Consider the following 16,775-nt stretch of genomic DNA (forward strand, 5'->3'; position numbering starts at 1 on the left):
GCGGGGCCTTGCGCCGCGGCAGCCGGCCAGTCGAGCAGCGGGGCGCTCATGACGCGTCCTCCGGCTCGGCCGCGCGTGCCGCGCCGTGGAAGAACAGGTCGACGGTCGCTGCGAATTCGGCGCGCAGATCGCTTTCCGAGGCGGCCAGCCAGCGCATCAGCGCGCCCAGATACAAATGATGGAACAGCGTGGCCAGTTGCCCCGACGGCAGGTCGCGGCGCAGCTCGCCGCTCTGCTGTCCCGCCGCCATCAACGCATCGAAGGCGAGGTCCATGCCGCTGCGTCCCGGCGCCACTTCACCGTTGCTCTGCCCGAAGCGGCCCGGCCCGAGATCGAGAAAGCGGAAGCGCAGATAGTGCGGCAGGTAGCCGCGGCGCGCCTCGCACCAGTCGGCCGAAGCCGACAGCAGATAGCAAAGCCGTGCCTGGAAACTGCCCAGCCCGTCCAGCGCGGCCCGCAGCTGCTGCAGTCCCGCGGCCAGTTCGCCGTGGAACTGATGCGCCAGCAGCGCCTCCTTGACCGGGAAGTGGTTGTACAGCGTGCCCTTGGCCACGTCGGCCTGCGCGGCGATCTGCTCCATCGTCACCGCGTCGTAGCCATGCGCCTCGAACAGATCGAAGGCGGTGGCCGCGAGATGGTCGAGCGTCTGGTTGCGCTTGCGCTGACGCCGCCCTGCGGGCGGCGGAGCGGCGCTGGCGTCGATGGGCGGGTCGAACGGGGTCTGGATGGTGCGCTGAGACGAGGCTTCCATTTGCACGTCGCTTAAATTTGAACGTCGTGCAATTTTATGCTCCGTACTTCGCTTGTCAAGCCATCCGGCGGAGAGACTCAGGCGGCCGCTTCCGCCTCGGCGTCACCGATGTAGACGACCTTCTCGGTCATCGGATCGAACGGCAGCGAGCCATGCTCGTGCACGACCACCCAGCGGCCATCCCGTTTCTGCAGGCAGACCGTGATGCGGATCCAGGTACCGCCGGCCGGATGGTCGGGCTCGTCCACCGGCGCGATGCGGCTCAGGCAATGGCAAAAGGCAAGGTCCGCGCCGACGGTCAGCACGATGTCCTTGCGCTCGGAACGGAAGCGCCCGGGAAGATAGGGAAAGCAGGCCTCCCAGGTGGCGCGGTATGCGTCCACGCCACGCAGCGCGTAGGGCGGCTTGACGTCGAACAGCGCCACGTCGGGCGCATAGTGCGCCGTCATGGCGGCGGCGTCGCGCCGTTCCAGCGCGCGCGCCCAGTCCTCCATCATCTGCCTGATGGTGCGTTCTTCGGTCTGCTGGTCCTTGCTGATGCTCATGATGGGCTCCTTGTCGGTTCGATTGCGAACCCGCGTGCGGCCTCGGTAGGGCCAGGCGGCGGCTTCTATCCCTTGGTCGAACGGCGGTGGCCCAATTCGACAATCCCCGGCCGCTGACCCCGTCGCCCGCGTGGGGCGCCGGAATTTCGTGTCTTAAAATGCACAGAACCGGGTTTGCCACCGCTGGCAGCGGCGGCAATCGCGCCGATACTTGCTGGAAGACCTGTCAGGTCGCAAACCATCGAGGAGTGCGTCATGAGAAGGGTTCGCCTTGTCGTCGTACTGGGTGCCGTCACGCTGCTGGTTGGCGGCTGCTTCCTGCTGGGGATGGGTGACCGCGCCACGCTGACGGTGGCGCAGGGCACCGGTCCGTCGCCGACCCTGCCGCCGCCGAACAAGACGCTGCTGCCGACCGTGGACATCGCACCGGCGATCGGCTGGACGGCCGGCGCGCGGCCGACGCCAGCGCCCGGCCTTGCGGTGACGGCCTTCGCGGACGGGCTCGATCATCCGCGCTGGCTGTATGTGCTGCCCAACGGCGACGTGCTGGTGGCCGAGTCCAATGCACCGCCCAAGCCGGAATCAGGCAAGGGCATCCGCGATTGGGTCATGAAGCTGGTAATGAAGCGCGCCGGCGCCGGCACGCCGAGCGCCAACCGCATCACGCTGCTGCGCGATACCGACCGCGACGGCGTCGCCGACAAGCGCTCGGTGTTCCTGCAGGGCCTGAACTCGCCGTTCGGCATGGTGCTGGTCGGCAACGACTTCTACGTCGCCAATGCCGATGCGCTGATGCGCTTTCGCTATCGTCCCGGCGCGGACCGCATCGACGAGCCCGGCGTCAAGGTGGTCGACCTGCCCGCCGGCATCAACCACCACTGGACCAAGAACGTGATCGCCAGCCACGACGGCCGCAAGCTGTACATCACGGTCGGCTCCAACAGCAATGTCGGCGAGAAGGGCATGGAGATCGAACAGGGCCGGGCCGCGATCTGGGAGCTCGATCGCGCCAGCGGCAAGATGCGGCTGTATGCGACCGGTCTGCGCAATCCGAACGGACTGGCCTGGGAGCCGGTCACCGGGCAGCTGTGGACCGCGGTCAACGAGCGCGACGAGATCGGCAGCGACCTCGTGCCCGACTACATCACCGCGGTCCGGGATGGGGGCTTCTATGGCTGGCCATACAGCTACTGGGGCCAGCACGTCGACGTGCGGGTCAAGCCGCAGCGCCCCGAACTGGTGGCGACCGCGCTGGTCCCGGACTATGCGCTGGGTCCGCACACGGCCTCGCTGGGAATCACGTTTGCCGACGGACTGCGTTGGCCCGAGCCGTTCCGCGAGGGCCTGTTCGTCGGCCAGCATGGCTCGTGGAACCGCAAGCCCAAGAGCGGCTACAAGGTGATCTTCGTTCCGTTCCGCGGGGGCGTGCCCAAAGGCGAGCCGATCGATGTGCTGACCGGCTTTCTCGATGCCTCGGAGCACGCCCATGGCCGCCCGGTCGACGTCAAGGACGATCGCCGCGGTGGTCTGCTGGTCACCGACGATGTCGGCAACGTCGTCTGGCGCGTCACCGCGATGACGGCGAAGCGCCGATGAGGGGCGGTGCAGCAGCATGGGCGGCAGGTGTCTTGCTGCCGCTGTCAGGATGGGCCGATGCGCAGGATGCGCCCGCCGCGTCTGCAGCGGACGCGGAGCGCGCGCTGGCGCCGGTGGTCGTGACCGCCACGCGCATCGATGCCCCGGTATTCGATACGCCCGCGTCGGCCGACGTGGTTTCCGGCGGCGCGCTGCGCGAGGATCGCCCGCAGATCAATCTGAGCGAAGGGCTCGGCGGCGTGCCTGGCCTGCTGGTCAAGGACCGGCACAACTACGCGCAGGACCTGCAGTTGTCGATCCGCGGCTTCGGCGCGCGCTCCAGCTTCGGCGTGCGCGGCCTGCGGCTGTATGTCGACGGCATTCCCGCGACGATGCCCGACGGACAGGGGCAGACCTCGAATATCGATATCGCGTCGATCGATCGCGTCGAGGTATTGCGCGGCCCCGCGTCGGCTTTGTACGGCAACGCATCGGGCGGCGTGATCCAGGTCTGGACCGAACCCGGCGCGCGTCCGCCGTTGCTCGAAGCCAGCTTCGGCGCCGGCAGCTACGGCACCTGGCGCTATGGCCTGAAGGCCAGCGGCGCGCCCACGGAAGGAGAGCCGGGCCTGGACTATCTGGTCAGCGCGTCGCGCTTCACCACCCAGGGATATCGCGACCACAGCGCCGCGCGCAAGAACCTGGGCAATGCGAGGCTGACCTGGCGTCCCGATGCCGACAGCAGCTGGACGCTGGTGGCCAATGCGGTTGATCTGAGCGCGCAGGACCCGCTCGGGCTGACGCGGGCGCAGTTCGACAGCGCGCCGCGCTCTGCGCCGCTGGCCGAGCAGTTCAATACGCGCAAGACCGTGCAGCAGGCGCAGGGCGGCCTGCGCCATCAGCGCCGGATCGATGCGGACAACACGCTGACGGCGATGGTCTACTACGGCCGGCGCGAGACCCGCCAGTTCCTGTCGATTCCTCCGGCGGCGCAGCGCAGCCCGTTGTCGGCGGGCGGCGTCATCGATCTGGCGCGCGACTACGGCGGCGCGGACCTGCGCTGGACGCACCATACGCAGATCGGCCGCATGCCGCTGACGCTGATCGCGGGGCTCGCCTACGACACGATGGAGGAAACGCGCCGCGGCTACGAGAACTTCATCGGCAGCACGGAACAGCCCGGGCTCGGCGAGCAGGGCCGCCTGCGGCGCGACGAACGCAATACGGTCTGGAACTTCGACCAGTATCTGCAGGCTTCGCTGGACCTGACCGCGCGCTGGACCGTCGAAGCGGGCCTGCGCCACAGCACCGTGCGCTTCTCGTCCAGCGATCGCTACATCGTTGGCGCCAATGGCGACGACAGCGGCTCCGTGCGCTACGACAAATGGTTGCCGGTCGGTGCGGTGCGCTATCGCGTCAGCGAATCGCTGAATCTGTATGCGACCGCGGGACGCGGCTTCGAGACGCCAACGCTGAACGAGATCTCGTATCGGCCCGACGGTTCGGCCGGACTGAACTTCGGGCTGCAGCCCGCCACCAGCACATCGCTGGAAGCCGGCGCCAAGCAGAAGCTCGCTGGGGGCGTGTTGACGGCCGCGCTGTTCCAGACCCGCACCGACCAGGAGATCGTCACCGCGACCAGCAGCGGCGGCCGCGCCAGCTACCGCAATGCCGGCCGCACGCTACGCCAGGGCGTGGAACTGGGCTGGAGCGGCGTGCTGCACCGGCATTGGCAGGCGCAATTTGCGTACAGCTTTCTGGACGCGACCTTCCGCGACACGGTGCCGCCCGGCATCGTCGCCGGCAACCGTCTGCCCGGCACCGCGCGCCACGCTGTCTATGGATCGTTAGCCTGGGCCCCGCCCCGCGGCTGGCGCGCCGGCATCGATCTGCGCTATCTGAGTGCGGTCCCGGTCGATGACCGCAACAGCGATCGCGCGCCCGGCTATTTCGTGACCGGCATCCACGCCGGCTATGCGATGCCTCTCGGCCGCTGGACCCTCAATGCGTTCGCGCGGATCGACAATCTGTTCGACCGCCGTTATGCGGGATCGGTGATCGTCAACGACGCCAATGGGCGGTATTTCGAGCCGGCGGCCGGACGCAATGCCTTTGCCGGGGTATCGCTCTCGTATGCGTTCTGAGCTCGCGTCGCGGTAAATGCTCCGTTAATTCGATGCGGCGGAAAAAAGCAACAGCGTTCGCGAAAAGGGATCGGTGTTTCAGCTCTTACAATCTGTCACGCCTTTCCGGAGCAGCGAGAAATTATGCTCGAAATTCCCAATAAGGAAGTCAAGGAGAGGGGAATGAGAACCAATTTCAAATATCGGGGGCTTGCATTCGGCATGGCTGCGTCCGCTGCAATGCTGGCCGCCTGCGGTGGCGGCGGTGATGACGATAGCGGCGGCACCGGTACGCTGAGCGTGTCGATGACCGATGCACCGGCCTGCGGCTTCGACCATGTGTTCGTCACCGTCGACAAGATCCGCGTCCATACCAGCGCCAACGCCGAGGACGGCGCAGGCGGCTGGGCCGAGATCGATGTCAATCCTTCCCGTCGCATCGACCTGCTGTCGTTGCAGAACGGCACGCTGACCAAGCTGGGCCAGACCGTGCTGCCCGCCGGCCAATATCAGCAGATCCGCCTCGTGCTCGATCGCAATACCGGCAACGCGCTGGCCAATTCGGTGGTCCCGACCGGCGGCGCCGAACAGCCGCTCGATACGCCGAGCGCGACCCAGAGCGGTTACAAGATCATCCGTCCGTTTACCGTGCAGCGCGACACGCTGGTCGACCTGGTGCTGGACTTCGACGCGTGCCGCTCGATCGTGCAGCGCGGCAACGGCTCCTATGCGCTCAAGCCCGTGGTGACCGCGGTGCCGCTGGTGGTCAGCGGTGCGATCCAGGGCTATGTCTCGCCCGCGCAGGCCGGCGCCACCGTCTATGCGCAGCAGAATGGCGTGACCATCAAGGGGACGCTGGCCGACAGCAATGGCGCCTTCACGCTGTCGCCGCTGCTGCGCAGCAGCGATGCGGGCAGTTACAGCGTGGTGGTGGTGCAGAACGATCGTGCGACCGGCGTGATCCAGAACGTGCCGGTCGCCGCGCAGGCCACCACCACGGTCTCGACCTCGGCGGCACCGATCACGCTGCCTGCCTCGCCGATGCGCCGGATCACGGGCTCGGTGCTGCCCGCCGCCGCACAGGCATCCGTGCATGCGAAGCAGAATGTCGCCGGCGCGCCGATCGAAGTGGCCGTCGCCAATGCGAACTTCGATACCGGCGCTTATCAGTTGAACGTGCCCAACGCCGCGCCGCTGGCAGGCACCTATCAACCGACGCTGCCGATCGTGCTGAGCGCGGATACCGCCGCGGCAGGCAGGTACACTGTCACGGCGACATCGATCACTGGCGCCACGCTGAGCACCGACCGCGACGTGTCGGCGGCCGATGCGACGGCGAACTTCCAGTTTTGATGAGCTGAACCCACAGATGGACGACAAGGAAAATATGATGAAGTCGATGAAAGCAATTTGCGCGCTGCTGCTCGGCGCCGGCACGATGCTCGGTGGCTGCGCCGTCTATACCCCGCACGGTGCGGTGGTCACGCCGGGCGCGGTCGTGGTCGATCCGGGTCCCGGCCCGTATCACTGCCCGCCGGGACAGGCCAAGAAGGGACGCTGCTGATCGCGGCGACCGGTTGGCGATCCGCCGACCGCCACGGTAAGGATGGGCCCGCGGGCCCATCTTTTTTTGCCTGCTTTTGCCAATACGGCCGGTGGCAACTGCTCAATCGCGGATCAGATTGTCGAGCTTGCCGTGGACGCTGGCCCAGACCTTGTGATCCGGCAACGGTCCCTTCGCCTGCGTCAGCCGTTTCCATTCCGGCTTGCGGGCCAATTCCGCGTTGATGGCAACGAAATGGCGCTGGTCGTCGGGAAGCGTCTCTTCGGAATAGATTGCCCCCACCGGGCATTCGGGCACGCACATCGAGCAATCGATGCATTCGTCGGGATCGATCACGAGGAAATTCGGCCCTTCGTGGAAACACGACATCGGGCAGACTTCGACGCAATCGGTATAGCGGCACTGGATGCAGGCATCCGTTACGACAAACGTCATGGGGCAATGCGCAAGGACAGCGGGGACAGCGAAAAACCCCGATGCTAGCGCGCGAGCCGGCGGACGTGCCGGCCCGGGTTTGTGCGACACCATCAAAAATCTTCAAGCCATGCGACGATGTGTGCCCGCGCTTGCCGGACCGCCAATAAAAAAGGGCCGGTAATGCTACCGGCCCAACGTCCTTGCACCCATGAAGAAGACAAGGTCGATATGATCGTTCGCGCGGCGGCGCGCCCTGGCGCCGCCGCATGCCCGCATGGCGGGCGTTCGGAGGCTTCGCTTAGAAGCGGTGACGCATGCCGATCGTCACGCCGGTCTGGTTCTCGCCGGCCTGGGCGGTACCCGCGCCGTTCAGGCCCAGGTCCGAACCGTCCTTGTTGCGCACGTAGCCAACGTTCAGATAGACGTCGGTGCGCTTGGACAGCGAGTAGTCGGCGGACAGCACGAACATCCACGGATCGGCACCGGTGTTCTTGGTGTCTTCGTAGTAGGCCGCGCCGGTCAGGCTGAAAGCCGGGGTGAACTTGTAGCGAGCGCCGGCCCAGTACAGGTTGCTGCGGGTGCTGGTGTCGGTCAGCGCGCCGAGGCCTTCGTCGCGCATCCAGCGATAGCCGGCGAACACCTTGGCGGCGCCGAATTCGTAGGCGGTACCGACCGCCAGGCGCTTGGCCGCGCGGTCCTGCAGCGCGATGGTGGCGCCCTGGTACTGGTCGTACGCGGTGCCGATCGAGAAGCCGCCCGCCGCATACGACAGGCCGCCGCCGAACTGGCGCGCCACCTTGGCTTCGCCCGGCACTTCACCGTTGTTGTCGCGGCCGAAGCTGTAGAAGCCGGTCGCGGTCAGGCCACCGAACTTGCCGGTGTACTTGATGTTGTTGTCGGCGCGGCCGTTGAAGGCCGAATCGACGCTGTTCAGCGAGTAGCGCGGACCGACGCCCATCGGGTCGAAGGCACCGAACAGGTCGTACAGCGCGTTCTGCTGACGGCCCAGCGAGATGGTGCCGAAGTTGCCTTGCAGACCGACGTACGCGGCGCGGCCGAACAGGCGGCCGCCCTGGGCCGAACGGCCGGTGTCGATGTCGAAGCCGCTTTCCAGCACGAACAGACCCTTCAGGCCGCCGCCCAGGTCCTCGGTGCCGCGCAGACCCCAGCGCGAGCCCGACAGGTTGCCCGAGTTCATGCGCACGGCGGTGTCGCCGCCGCCGGCGCTCGGCGCGTTGCTGATGACTTCGATGCCGGCATCGACGATGCCGTACAGCGTGACGTTGGTTTGGGCGGACGCTGCGCCGGAGGCGGCGGTGGCAGCGGTCGCGGCCAGCGCGAGGAGGGCTTTCTTCACGGTGTGTTCTCTTTTGACTGGTGATGGAAGACTGAAGAGGTCTGCCGCCGGCAGCGTGGCGCGGGTTCGACCCGTGAACCCCTGCCGGCGCAAACGGGGGCGATCTTCGCTTGCTTTTATGACACCTATAAGTAAGGTGAAAATCACGTTGTAAAAAAGCCGCAGTGCCATCCCGTTACGGCTTGCCGGGTCCGTAAACACTTCGGATCAAACAGATATGAAAAAGGGCGAAGCGCCGAAGCGCTTCGCCCTGGTAGCCATTGACGGCGAGCGACGGCCCGCGGCGGTTCAGCTGCCCTTGGCCAGACGGCCTTGCATGCGCTTGGCGCGATCGGCCGAACCCGGGTGCGAATCGAACATGCCGGACTTGCCGCCATCGAGCTTGGCCAGCTTCTCGAAGGCCGTCACCAGGCCCTGGCGATTGGCCTTGTTCTTCGTCAGCAGGTCGAACGAGTAGTCGTCGGCCGCAGTTTCCTGTGCCTGGGAGAACTGCGCATTGATCAGCTTCTCCGACAGATCGCCCAGCTGCGACTGCGACAGCGCGGCCACGGTGCCGTTGGCGCTGGCCGCCAGCGCGCCGCGCGCGGCGACGGCGGTGTAGGCCACCTGCATCTGGCTCTTGCTGTGGCCCAGCGCCACGTGGCCGATTTCATGGCCAAGCACGCCGCGCACCTCGTCGTTGTTCATCATGTCCATCAGACCGCTGTAGACGCGCACGCAGCCGTTGGCCATCGCCCAGGCGTTGACGTCCTTGGTCAGGTAGACCTTGGCCTGGACCGGCACGCCGCTGTCCTTCAGGCCGGCCATGATCGCGGTCAGGCGCTTGGTGTACGGGCTGTTGGCCGGCGCGATCTTGTTTTCCTTGTCCGATTCGGCGCAGGCCTGCTCGGACAGCGACTTGACGTCCGCGTCCGACAGCGTGGCGGCCTTGAACAGCGAGCCGCCGGCGTCGACCAGGCCATTGACGTTGCTGCCGGCGCAGCCGGCGATCAACGCCGCGGCGCAGGTGGAAAGCACAGTGAGAGAGAGAACGGTTTTCATGCGTTGCATTGCCCCTGGATTCTTATTAATTCGTTATCAAGCGTGCCCGACGAATAAAAGGCGCCGCATTGTACGATTGTTTCGATTCCGCGATTGCAAACAACGGTAATAAAAAACGCCGGACAGGCCGGCGTTCCGGGGTCTTCCGGGTGAATTCACAGAAATAACCGTTTCAAGATCGCTTGCGATTGACGAATTCCGCCATGTAGCGCTGCGGCTCGCCGGTATCGAATGCGCTGCCGAATTCGGCGACGCTGTTGGCGATCGCCGTATCGACCGGCTGATCCTCCCATTCGCGCAGCAGCCGCTTCTGCTGGCGCACCACCGTCGGCCCGAAGCCGGCCAGCAGCTGTGCGACGCGCTCGACTTCGGCGTCGAGCTCGGCCAGCGGCACCACGCGATGCACCAGTCCCCACGACAGCGCCTGCGCGGCGTCGCACAGCTCGCCGGTCAGCAGCATCCAGGCCGTGCGGGCATTGCCGATCAGGCGCGGCATCAGCGCCGCGTGAATCACCGACGGAATTCCGACCTTGACCTCGGGCATGCCAAGGTTGGCGTTGTCGCCGGCGATCCGCAGATCGCAGGCGAGCGCCAGCTCCAGTCCGCCGCCCAGGCACCAGCCCGGCATGCGGGCGATCACCGGCACCGGGCAGTGGCGCACGGCATCGCACAGCGCACGCAGGCCGGTGATGAACCGCTCGGCGGACTCCCGTCTCAGGCCAGCCATCTCCTTGATGTCCGCGCCGCCGATGAAGCCCTTGTCGCCGGTGCCGCGCAGGATCAGCACGCGCACCCGCGGGTCGGTGGCCAGCGTGCGTACCGCTTCGGTCAGTGCGGCGATCACCGGCGTGCCGAGGATATTGAGCGAGCCGGCTTCGTTGATGGTCAGCGTGGCAATGCCGCGCGCGTCGACGGCGACGGCGGCATGGCGGCCCGGATCGGCAACAGGTGTGGCGGTGGCGTTCATGGTGTCCTCACTGCAGTTTGGCGAACTGGATCTTGTCGACGACGCGTTTCCAGTGCTGGTTCTGATGGTGGATCAGGTCGGCGAAGGCCTTGCGCGAGGTCCACGCCGGAATCGCGCCCTGCTTCTCGATGGCGGCAATGACCTCGGGGTCGGCCAGCGCCTGGCGCACCGCATCGTTGAGCTTGTCGAGGATCGCGTCCGGCGTGCCGGCCGGGGCGCCGAGGCCGAACCACGACGGATTGTTCATCGCCGGCAGTCCGGCCTCCGCGTAGGTCGGCACATCGGGCAGCAGCTTCAGGCGCTGCCTGGCGGCGACCGCCAGCGGCTTCAGGCGCTTGCCCTGGATCAGGCCCGACGAGGACGGAATATTGTCGAACACGACCTGGATCTGCCCGGCTACCGCGTCGTTCAGCGCCGGTCCCAGTCCCTTGTAGGGAACGTGCAGCATGCGCGTGCCGGTCTCGCTCATGAACAGCTCGCCGTTCATATGGCTCAGGCCCCCGTTGCCCGAGGACCCGAACGAGTACTTGCCGGGGTTGGCCTTCAACAGCTTGATGAAGGACGCGACATCGGTCGCCGGGAACGATGGGTTGACCACCAGCACATTCGGCACGTCGGCGAGGTTGCTGATCGGCGCGAAGTCCTTGACCGGGTCGTACGGCGTCTTCACGTAGACGTTCGGATTGACCGCGTGCGAGCTCTCGACCTCCATCACCAGCGTGTAGCCGTCGGCCGGCTGCTTGGCCGCATAGGCGCTGCCGACCGCGCCGCCGGCGCCGGGCCGGTTTTCCACCACGACCGGCTGCGCCAGGATGGCGCCCATCTTCGTGCCGACGATCCGGGCCAGGATGTCGGTGGTGCCGCCGGCGGCGTAGGGGACGATCAGCTTGATCGGCTTGCTGGGATAGCTGTCGGCATGCGCGTGCGTGGCGACGGCGGCCGTGGCGGCCAGCGCGGCAATCAGCTGCATGGACTTGTGCGCGGCGGCGCGGTGCGGATGTTTCAACGGTGTCTCCTCGTGGATGTTCGTATGGAAAGGAAAGAACTCAGGCGCCGTGCTCGCCGAGCAGCGGCGGCGCGGCGAGCGGGGTGGCCGGCGTGTCCGTCGACGAACCCGGCAGCATCGGATTGCGCACCATCGGAATGCGGCCGAGCACCGGATGTTCGGCGTGCCGCAGCAGGCCGCGATGCCGGACCTGCGGATGCGCGAACACTTCCTCGATCGAGTGGATCGGCCCCCATGGCACGTCGGCCGCATCGAAGGCATCGGTCCATTGCCGGCGCGAGCGGGTCGCGAATACCTGCGCCAGCAAGGTCCGCAATGCCGGCAGATTGGCGATGCGCGCGCTGTTGGTCCGATAGCGCGGATCGGCCGGCAGATCGGCCAGTCCGGCCACGTCGCAGAAGCGCGCGAACTGCGCATCGTTGCCGATCGCCAGGATCAGATGACCGTCCGCGCAGCGAAATACCTCGTAGGGCGCGCAATTCGGATGCGCATTGCCGCTGCGCGGCGGATTGCGCCCCGAGAACAGATAGTTGGCGCCCTGGTTGGCGTTGAGCGCCACCGCGACGTCCAGCAGCGCGATGTCCAGATGCTGGCCCTCGCCGGTTGCCTGGCGCTGGAACAGCGCGGCCAGCACCGCCGACGTGGCATACATGCCGGTGCTCAGATCGACCACCGCGACGCCGGTGCGCAGCGGCCCCTCGCCGGGCTCGCCGTCGGGCTGGCCGGTATAGCTCATCAGGCCGCCCATGCCCTGGAACACGTAGTCGTAGCCGGGCTTGTCGGCCATCGGGCCGCTTTGGCCGAAGCCGGTGATCGACAGGTAGACCAGCCGCGGGTTGCGCGCCTGCAGGCTCGCGTAGTCCAGCCCGTAGCGCTGCAGCGTGCCGGCCTTGAAGTTCTCGACCAGCACGTCGGCCTGGTCGGCCAGCGCCAGGATGGCGGCCTTGCCCTCGGCGGTGGTGAAGTCGATCGCCAGCGAGCGCTTGCCGCGATTGCAGCAGGCGAAGTACGCCGACATCCGTTCGCTGCCGTCGGCCGATTGCAGATAGGGCGGGCCCCAGCCGCGCGTGTCGTCGCCGCGCTCCGGATGCTCGATCTTGGTGACCTCGGCACCGAGGTCGGCCAGATTCTGGGTACACCAGGGCCCGGCGAGGATTCGGGACAGGTCCAGCACCTTGATGCCGGACAGGGCCTTGTGCAGCATGGGGTCTCCGCGTCGATTCGATCGCGGAGCAGTATATTTTTGCGCCCGGCGGCCAACCAGTCGAATGTCTTCAAGCCACCGTTCGTGGCAATTCAACGGTACGGCCGGCCCCTCGTCTCGTCACGGCAGTGCGTCCCGCGTCGCCGCCACGTGGGGATCGCCCAGCAGGAACTCGGCAAAGGCCTCGGCGAAGGCGGGCAGCTTGCCGGCGGCCGGCAGCACCAGATTCAGCTGGCGTCGCGCCCAGTCCTCGGCCAGGCGTACGCCGACCACACGGCCGTCGCGCAACGAGGCCGCGGCGACGCTGCGCGGCACCAGCGCCAGCCCGACGCCGGCCTCGACCAGCGCCAGCACCGCGTCGAAGGTCGGCGCATGCAGGCGGACGTTGGGCGAGCGCCCCAGCCGGTGCGCGGTATCCCGCAGGAACACCACATTGCTGGTATCGCGTCCCGGGCAGACGAAGTCGTGCTCCAGCGCCGCGCCGAAGCGCACGCCGCCGGGCGGCGCCTCGGCCTCGCGCGTCAGCGGATGATCGGCCGGCACCGCCAGCATCAACTCGTCGACCGCATACGGCATCCAGCGCACGCCCTGCGTCTCCACGTCGCCGGCCTGCACGCCGACGTCGGCCTCGCCCGCCGCGATGGCGGCCGCGATCTCGCGGCTGGCGCGCTCCTCCAGATCGATATTGACCTCGGGATGGGCATTCAGGAAGCGGCTGACGCTCGGAAGGATGAAGCCGTTCAGCGAACTGCTGTTGGCGATCAGGCGGATATTGCCCTTCAATCCCGCGGAAAACCGGCCCAGTTCGCCATGCATCCGCTCGAGGCCGCGCAGCAGCTCGCGCACGTGGCCGAGCAGCGCGGTGCCGGCCGCCGTCAGCTCCATGCCGCGCGCCGCACGGACGAACAACGGCGTGCCCAGCGCCAGCTCGAGGTTCTTCAGCCGATAGCTGGCCGCCGATGCGGTGATATGGATGGCGGCGGCGCCGCCGGACAGGCTTTGCGATTCGGCGATGGCCTGGAACAGCCGAAGGTCCGTCAATTCGTAGCGCACCGAGGTCTCTCTGGCGGGTCGGTCGATGGGCGATGCCATGCATGGCGTGCCCGGTGCCGCATTCTAAGCCCCGCCGCAGCGGCGGACGGGCGTTGGCGCGCGGCGGCTACAGGCCGAAGGGATACGTGTCCGGCATGCCGGTGCGCGCCGCGGTGGGCAACGGCGTCACGGCGTCGGTGCGATCGAACCAGGCCAGCGCATCGAATTGCTGCGGCAGGCAGGCAAACGCATAGTGGCTGGCGAACTCGGTATCGGGCCGGTACACCACGCCGATGAAGCGTTCCTGGCGTGGCACCGTCAGCAGCGCGCGAGCCTGCTCGTGGACGCCTTCGCGCAGGTCGACGAAGCAGCGATCGATGCCGGTGCGCTGGAACAGCGCCTCGTAGCTGTCGGCGCGCGCGGGCACCACGTCCATCACCTGCATCGGCCCATCCCAGTCGGATGCCGCGGCGACGGTGCCGCGCGACGTCGAAAAGCCGATCAGCGCTGCTTGCTTGCCGAAGCGGGCTCGGCACAGCCGGCCGATATTGGTCTCGCCGTGGTCGCGGCCCATCGCGGTCGCGTCGGCATCGCCGATATGCGAGTTGTGCGCCCATACCACCGCTTTGGCGCCAGGCGCATGGGTGTCCAGGAGCCGCGCCAGCGTATCGAACATATGGGTGTCGCGCAGGTTCCAGCTTTCGGGGCCGCCGTAGTACATCAGCCGGTAGTACTGCTCGGCCGAGGCGACCAGGTGCGCGTTCTGCGCGGCGTCGAAGAACGGCTCCTTGCCACGCGTCGCATAGTCGAGCTGGCGCTCGAGCAGCGCCTGCAGCTGGGCGATGACTTCGTCCTCGCAATCGCGCGCCCGGCCGGTCAGCACCGCACGCCCATAGCGCGACGGGTCTTCGCGCCACGGCAGCAGGCAGCCGTAGCGCTCGCGCGCCTCGCGCGCGCCGTCGGGATCGACGCGGTTCAGATAGCCGAGCACGGTGGCGATCGAGCTGCCCAGGCTGTAGATGTCCAGGCCGAAGAATCCCGCGCGCGTATCCGGTGCCCGTTCGGCGTTGAAGCCGCGCATCCATTCGACCAGCGCTTCCACCGACGTATTGCGCCACATCCATGTGGGAAAGCGCCGGAACGGCGGTTCCTGGTGTTCGGCCGCCGGCAGCTGGCGGACATAGCGGTCGATCGCGGCGGCATCGGGCCAGTCGTCCTCGACCGCGACGATGCGAAAGCCGTGCCGCTCGATCAGCCGTCGCGTGAAGGCGGCGCGGGCGTCGTAGAACTGCGCGGTGCCGTGCGTCGATTCGCCGAGCAACACCACGCGGCAATCGGCAAACCGGTCCACCACCGCGGCGAATCCCGGATCGTCGATGGCCGGCAGACGCTCGGCGGCCTCGGCGATCCGTTCGACGATATCGCTGTCGGCGAGCACCTGGCCGGTGACGGGATCGTGCAGTGCGCTGGTCATGTCGGTCCTCCGTGGATTGTCGATGGTGTCGATCGTCGTCTGGCCGATCGTCGTCGAGTCGATGGACTTCAGTCGCTGGGCGTTTCGTTGCCGGCCTCCTCGGCCGTGCGTGCGACCAGCGGCACGAAGGCCACGCCGGCGAGATCCTCGCGCTCGAGCGTGCCGTCCTCGCGCTTGCCGATGCGCAGCAGCCGTTGCGCATGGCCGGGATGGCCGTGCGGCATCACCAGCGAGCCGCCCGGTGCCAGCTGCGCGAGCCACGCGGCGGGGATATCAGGGCTGGCCGCGGCGGAAACGATCGCGTCGTATGGCGCGCCCGCCTCCCAGCCGGCGGTGCCGTCGGCCAGGTGCACTTCGACGTTGTCGAATCCCAGCGCGCGCAGCACGTCGCTGGCCCGCTCGGCCAGGCGCCGCCAGCGCTCCAGCGTGATGACGCGGGCCGCGATGCGGGCCATCACCGCGGCCGCATACCCGGAACCGGTGCCGATCTCGAGCACGCGGGAGGCGGGATGCAGCCGCGCGGCTTCGACCATGCGCGCGACGATATAGGGCTGCGAGATGGTCTGGCCGGAGCCGATCGACAGCGGCGCGTCGTCGTAGGCGGACTGGCGCAGCGCGTCCGGCACGAAGCGCTCGCGCGGCACCTCGCGCATCGCCGCCAGTACCGCGGGATCGTGAATGCCGCGCGCGGCGATCTGCAGCTCGACCATCCGCTGGCGGTAGCGCTCTGGCTGTTGTTCGGGGCTGTGGAAGAGGGGAGGCGTCATGGCGGGATCGGGGCGCGGTTGGTCGGACGCAGGTCTGTTCGCGATCGTGTTCGCATTGACGCATCGACCGTGCCATCAATGGCGCCGCACCATGCCGCGTGGTTTCGATCACGTCATTTCGTCGGCTTCCCGTAGGCTGGAAGATCGTGCACGGGCCCGCGTACAAGCCGTGTAAATGCTCCCTACGCGTGCGCGACCCTGCGGGCGCGATGCCGCTGGCGCCGTTCTTGCGTACCGCTCGGCTTCTTTTCCCCCGCCGTCCGGCGACTTCCAAGGAGCATGACGATGAAGAGCAAAGCACCTCGCACCCACGCGATCAGCGACGTCACCGATGTGACCGATGTGACCACCGAGCGCCTGGCCGAGCAGCGGCCGATCCCCGCGGTCACCGAAGTGCCCGACGCTTCGACCATGCTGGCGCGCGACTACCTGAAGCTGACCGCGCTGGGCTTGAGTTTCTATGCGGCGTTGATGGAGGAGGCGGGCTTCCAGTGGACCTCGTGGGCCTGGAAGTGGAACCCCGACGAGCGCCTCGCGCAGCAGATCACCGCGCCCGCGCCGGCGCTGTCGATGGCGACGAAGTACGGGCAGACCGCCTGGGAAATCGGCGCCGACATGCAGGGACGCTGGCTGGATGCATGGATGCGGTACTTCACGTGGAATCCGGCGGCGATGTGGGGCGGGATGACGGGGACCGCGGAGACGGGTGCTAGAGCGTAGTCACCGCGGACCTGGGCGTTCGCGGTGGGACGATGTAGCGGAAGCGCTGGTAGAAGGCTCCTCTCCCACTTGCGGGAGAGGGGAGCGAGTCAAGGTGGGACGATCTACCGCTGGCCCTGGTAGAAGGCTCCCCTCTCCCACTTGTGGGAGAGGGGTGGGGGAGAGGGCAGCGGCGGTCGTATTCGCGATATCGCTCCTGCGGGCCCCCCCTCCCCCCACCCCCCCCCCCCCC

Annotated in this window: 16 protein-coding genes; 5 read left to right on the forward strand and 11 right to left on the reverse strand. The window is 67.5% G+C overall.

From position 1 onward, the window contains the following. Window positions 1-46: 46 nt before the first annotated feature. Both B551_RS23800 and B551_RS23805 read right to left on the reverse strand, forming a co-directional pair. A complete protein-coding gene (locus B551_RS23800; RefSeq protein WP_006576746.1) occupies window positions 47-751 on the reverse strand; it encodes a TetR/AcrR family transcriptional regulator in 705 nt (234 codons plus the stop codon). Between the two features lie 77 nt (window positions 752-828). Then, window positions 829-1,296 carry an SgcJ/EcaC family oxidoreductase gene (locus B551_RS23805; RefSeq protein WP_006576745.1) on the reverse strand — a complete coding sequence of 156 codons (468 nt, stop codon included), beginning with the start codon at window positions 1,294-1,296 and terminating at the stop codon, window positions 829-831. A gap of 255 nt (window positions 1,297-1,551) precedes the next feature. Between B551_RS23805 and B551_RS23810 the strand changes: the two genes are divergently transcribed. The 4 genes from B551_RS23810 to B551_RS26795 all read left to right on the forward strand — a co-directional run bounded on the left by B551_RS23810 (window position 1,552) and on the right by B551_RS26795 (window position 6,558). Next, entirely contained in the window at window positions 1,552-2,892 is a 1,341-nt protein-coding gene (locus B551_RS23810; RefSeq protein WP_006576744.1) for a sorbosone dehydrogenase family protein, read from the forward strand. Next, the gene (locus B551_RS23815; RefSeq protein ID WP_052511472.1) at window positions 2,889-5,015 is read left to right on the forward strand and encodes a TonB-dependent receptor; all 2,127 of its coding nucleotides are present in this window, start codon (window positions 2,889-2,891) and stop codon (window positions 5,013-5,015) included. Before B551_RS23810 ends, B551_RS23815 begins: the two co-directional genes overlap by 4 nt. Before the next feature lie 162 nt (window positions 5,016-5,177). Continuing rightward, window positions 5,178-6,347: a DUF4382 domain-containing protein gene (locus B551_RS23820; protein WP_006576742.1), complete on the forward strand. Its 1,170-nt coding sequence runs from the start codon at window positions 5,178-5,180 to the stop codon at window positions 6,345-6,347. 46 nt (window positions 6,348-6,393) lie between these two features. Beyond that, window positions 6,394-6,558, forward strand: a complete 165-nt coding sequence (locus tag B551_RS26795) for a hypothetical protein (protein ID WP_043442562.1) — start codon at window positions 6,394-6,396, stop codon at window positions 6,556-6,558. Between the two features lie 102 nt (window positions 6,559-6,660). Here B551_RS26795 and fdxA read toward each other — a convergent pair whose 3' ends face one another. From fdxA to B551_RS23870, 9 genes are all read right to left on the reverse strand, one after another. Continuing rightward, window positions 6,661-6,993 carry a ferredoxin FdxA gene (gene fdxA / locus B551_RS23830; RefSeq protein WP_006576740.1) on the reverse strand — a complete coding sequence of 111 codons (333 nt, stop codon included), beginning with the start codon at window positions 6,991-6,993 and terminating at the stop codon, window positions 6,661-6,663. Between the two features lie 280 nt (window positions 6,994-7,273). Beyond that, window positions 7,274-8,332, reverse strand: coding sequence for a porin (locus B551_RS23835; RefSeq protein WP_023265159.1), 1,059 nt, complete (start codon window positions 8,330-8,332; stop codon window positions 7,274-7,276). 288 nt (window positions 8,333-8,620) lie between these two features. After that, a complete protein-coding gene (locus B551_RS23840) occupies window positions 8,621-9,373 on the reverse strand; it encodes a M48 family metallopeptidase (RefSeq protein WP_083492727.1) in 753 nt (250 codons plus the stop codon). 172 nt (window positions 9,374-9,545) lie between these two features. Continuing rightward, complete coding sequence (locus B551_RS23845) at window positions 9,546-10,340, reverse strand: enoyl-CoA hydratase (RefSeq protein ID WP_006576738.1); 795 nt, start codon at window positions 10,338-10,340, stop codon at window positions 9,546-9,548. A 7-nt stretch (window positions 10,341-10,347) separates the two neighbouring features. Continuing rightward, window positions 10,348-11,310 (reverse strand): tripartite tricarboxylate transporter substrate binding protein, encoded by a 963-nt coding sequence (locus B551_RS23850; RefSeq protein ID WP_043442567.1) that lies wholly within the window; start codon window positions 11,308-11,310, stop codon window positions 10,348-10,350. A gap of 76 nt (window positions 11,311-11,386) precedes the next feature. After that, window positions 11,387-12,550, reverse strand: a complete 1,164-nt coding sequence (locus B551_RS23855) for a CaiB/BaiF CoA-transferase family protein (RefSeq protein ID WP_006576736.1) — start codon at window positions 12,548-12,550, stop codon at window positions 11,387-11,389. A gap of 120 nt (window positions 12,551-12,670) precedes the next feature. Then, window positions 12,671-13,603, reverse strand: coding sequence for a LysR family transcriptional regulator (locus B551_RS23860; protein ID WP_023265161.1), 933 nt, complete (start codon window positions 13,601-13,603; stop codon window positions 12,671-12,673). Window positions 13,604-13,709: 106 nt separating this feature from the next. Further along, entirely contained in the window at window positions 13,710-15,056 is a 1,347-nt protein-coding gene (locus B551_RS23865) for an erythromycin esterase family protein (protein WP_052511473.1), read from the reverse strand. A gap of 68 nt (window positions 15,057-15,124) precedes the next feature. Then, complete coding sequence (locus B551_RS23870; RefSeq protein WP_083492728.1) at window positions 15,125-15,823, reverse strand: protein-L-isoaspartate(D-aspartate) O-methyltransferase; 699 nt, start codon at window positions 15,821-15,823, stop codon at window positions 15,125-15,127. 285 nt (window positions 15,824-16,108) lie between these two features. Between B551_RS23870 and B551_RS23875 the strand changes: the two genes are divergently transcribed. Next, on the forward strand, window positions 16,109-16,543 hold the full coding sequence (locus B551_RS23875) for a hypothetical protein (RefSeq protein ID WP_043442552.1): 435 nt from the start codon (window positions 16,109-16,111) through the stop codon (window positions 16,541-16,543). Window positions 16,544-16,775: the final 232 nt, after the last annotated feature.

It is taken from the genome of Cupriavidus sp. HPC(L) (assembly GCF_000307735.3).
Lineage (GTDB): Bacteria > Pseudomonadota > Gammaproteobacteria > Burkholderiales > Burkholderiaceae > Cupriavidus.

Coding starts and splice junctions, on each gene's coding strand:
- B551_RS23800 (WP_006576746.1), bottom strand. CDS start 751: ATGGAAGCCTCGTCTCAGCGCACCATCCAGACCCCGTTCGACCCGCCC.
- B551_RS23805 (WP_006576745.1), bottom strand. CDS start 1,296: ATGAGCATCAGCAAGGACCAGCAGACCGAAGAACGCACCATCAGGCAG.
- B551_RS23810 (WP_006576744.1), top strand. CDS start 1,552: ATGAGAAGGGTTCGCCTTGTCGTCGTACTGGGTGCCGTCACGCTGCTG.
- B551_RS23815 (WP_052511472.1), top strand. CDS start 2,889: ATGAGGGGCGGTGCAGCAGCATGGGCGGCAGGTGTCTTGCTGCCGCTG.
- B551_RS23820 (WP_006576742.1), top strand. CDS start 5,178: ATGAGAACCAATTTCAAATATCGGGGGCTTGCATTCGGCATGGCTGCG.
- B551_RS26795 (WP_043442562.1), top strand. CDS start 6,394: ATGAAAGCAATTTGCGCGCTGCTGCTCGGCGCCGGCACGATGCTCGGT.
- fdxA (WP_006576740.1), bottom strand. CDS start 6,993: ATGACGTTTGTCGTAACGGATGCCTGCATCCAGTGCCGCTATACCGAT.
- B551_RS23840 (WP_083492727.1), bottom strand. CDS start 9,373: ATGAAAACCGTTCTCTCTCTCACTGTGCTTTCCACCTGCGCCGCGGCG.
- B551_RS23845 (WP_006576738.1), bottom strand. CDS start 10,340: ATGAACGCCACCGCCACACCTGTTGCCGATCCGGGCCGCCATGCCGCC.
- B551_RS23850 (WP_043442567.1), bottom strand. CDS start 11,310: ATGCAGCTGATTGCCGCGCTGGCCGCCACGGCCGCCGTCGCCACGCAC.
- B551_RS23855 (WP_006576736.1), bottom strand. CDS start 12,550: ATGCTGCACAAGGCCCTGTCCGGCATCAAGGTGCTGGACCTGTCCCGA.
- B551_RS23865 (WP_052511473.1), bottom strand. CDS start 15,056: ATGACCAGCGCACTGCACGATCCCGTCACCGGCCAGGTGCTCGCCGAC.
- B551_RS23870 (WP_083492728.1), bottom strand. CDS start 15,823: ATGACGCCTCCCCTCTTCCACAGCCCCGAACAACAGCCAGAGCGCTAC.
- B551_RS23875 (WP_043442552.1), top strand. CDS start 16,109: ATGAAGAGCAAAGCACCTCGCACCCACGCGATCAGCGACGTCACCGAT.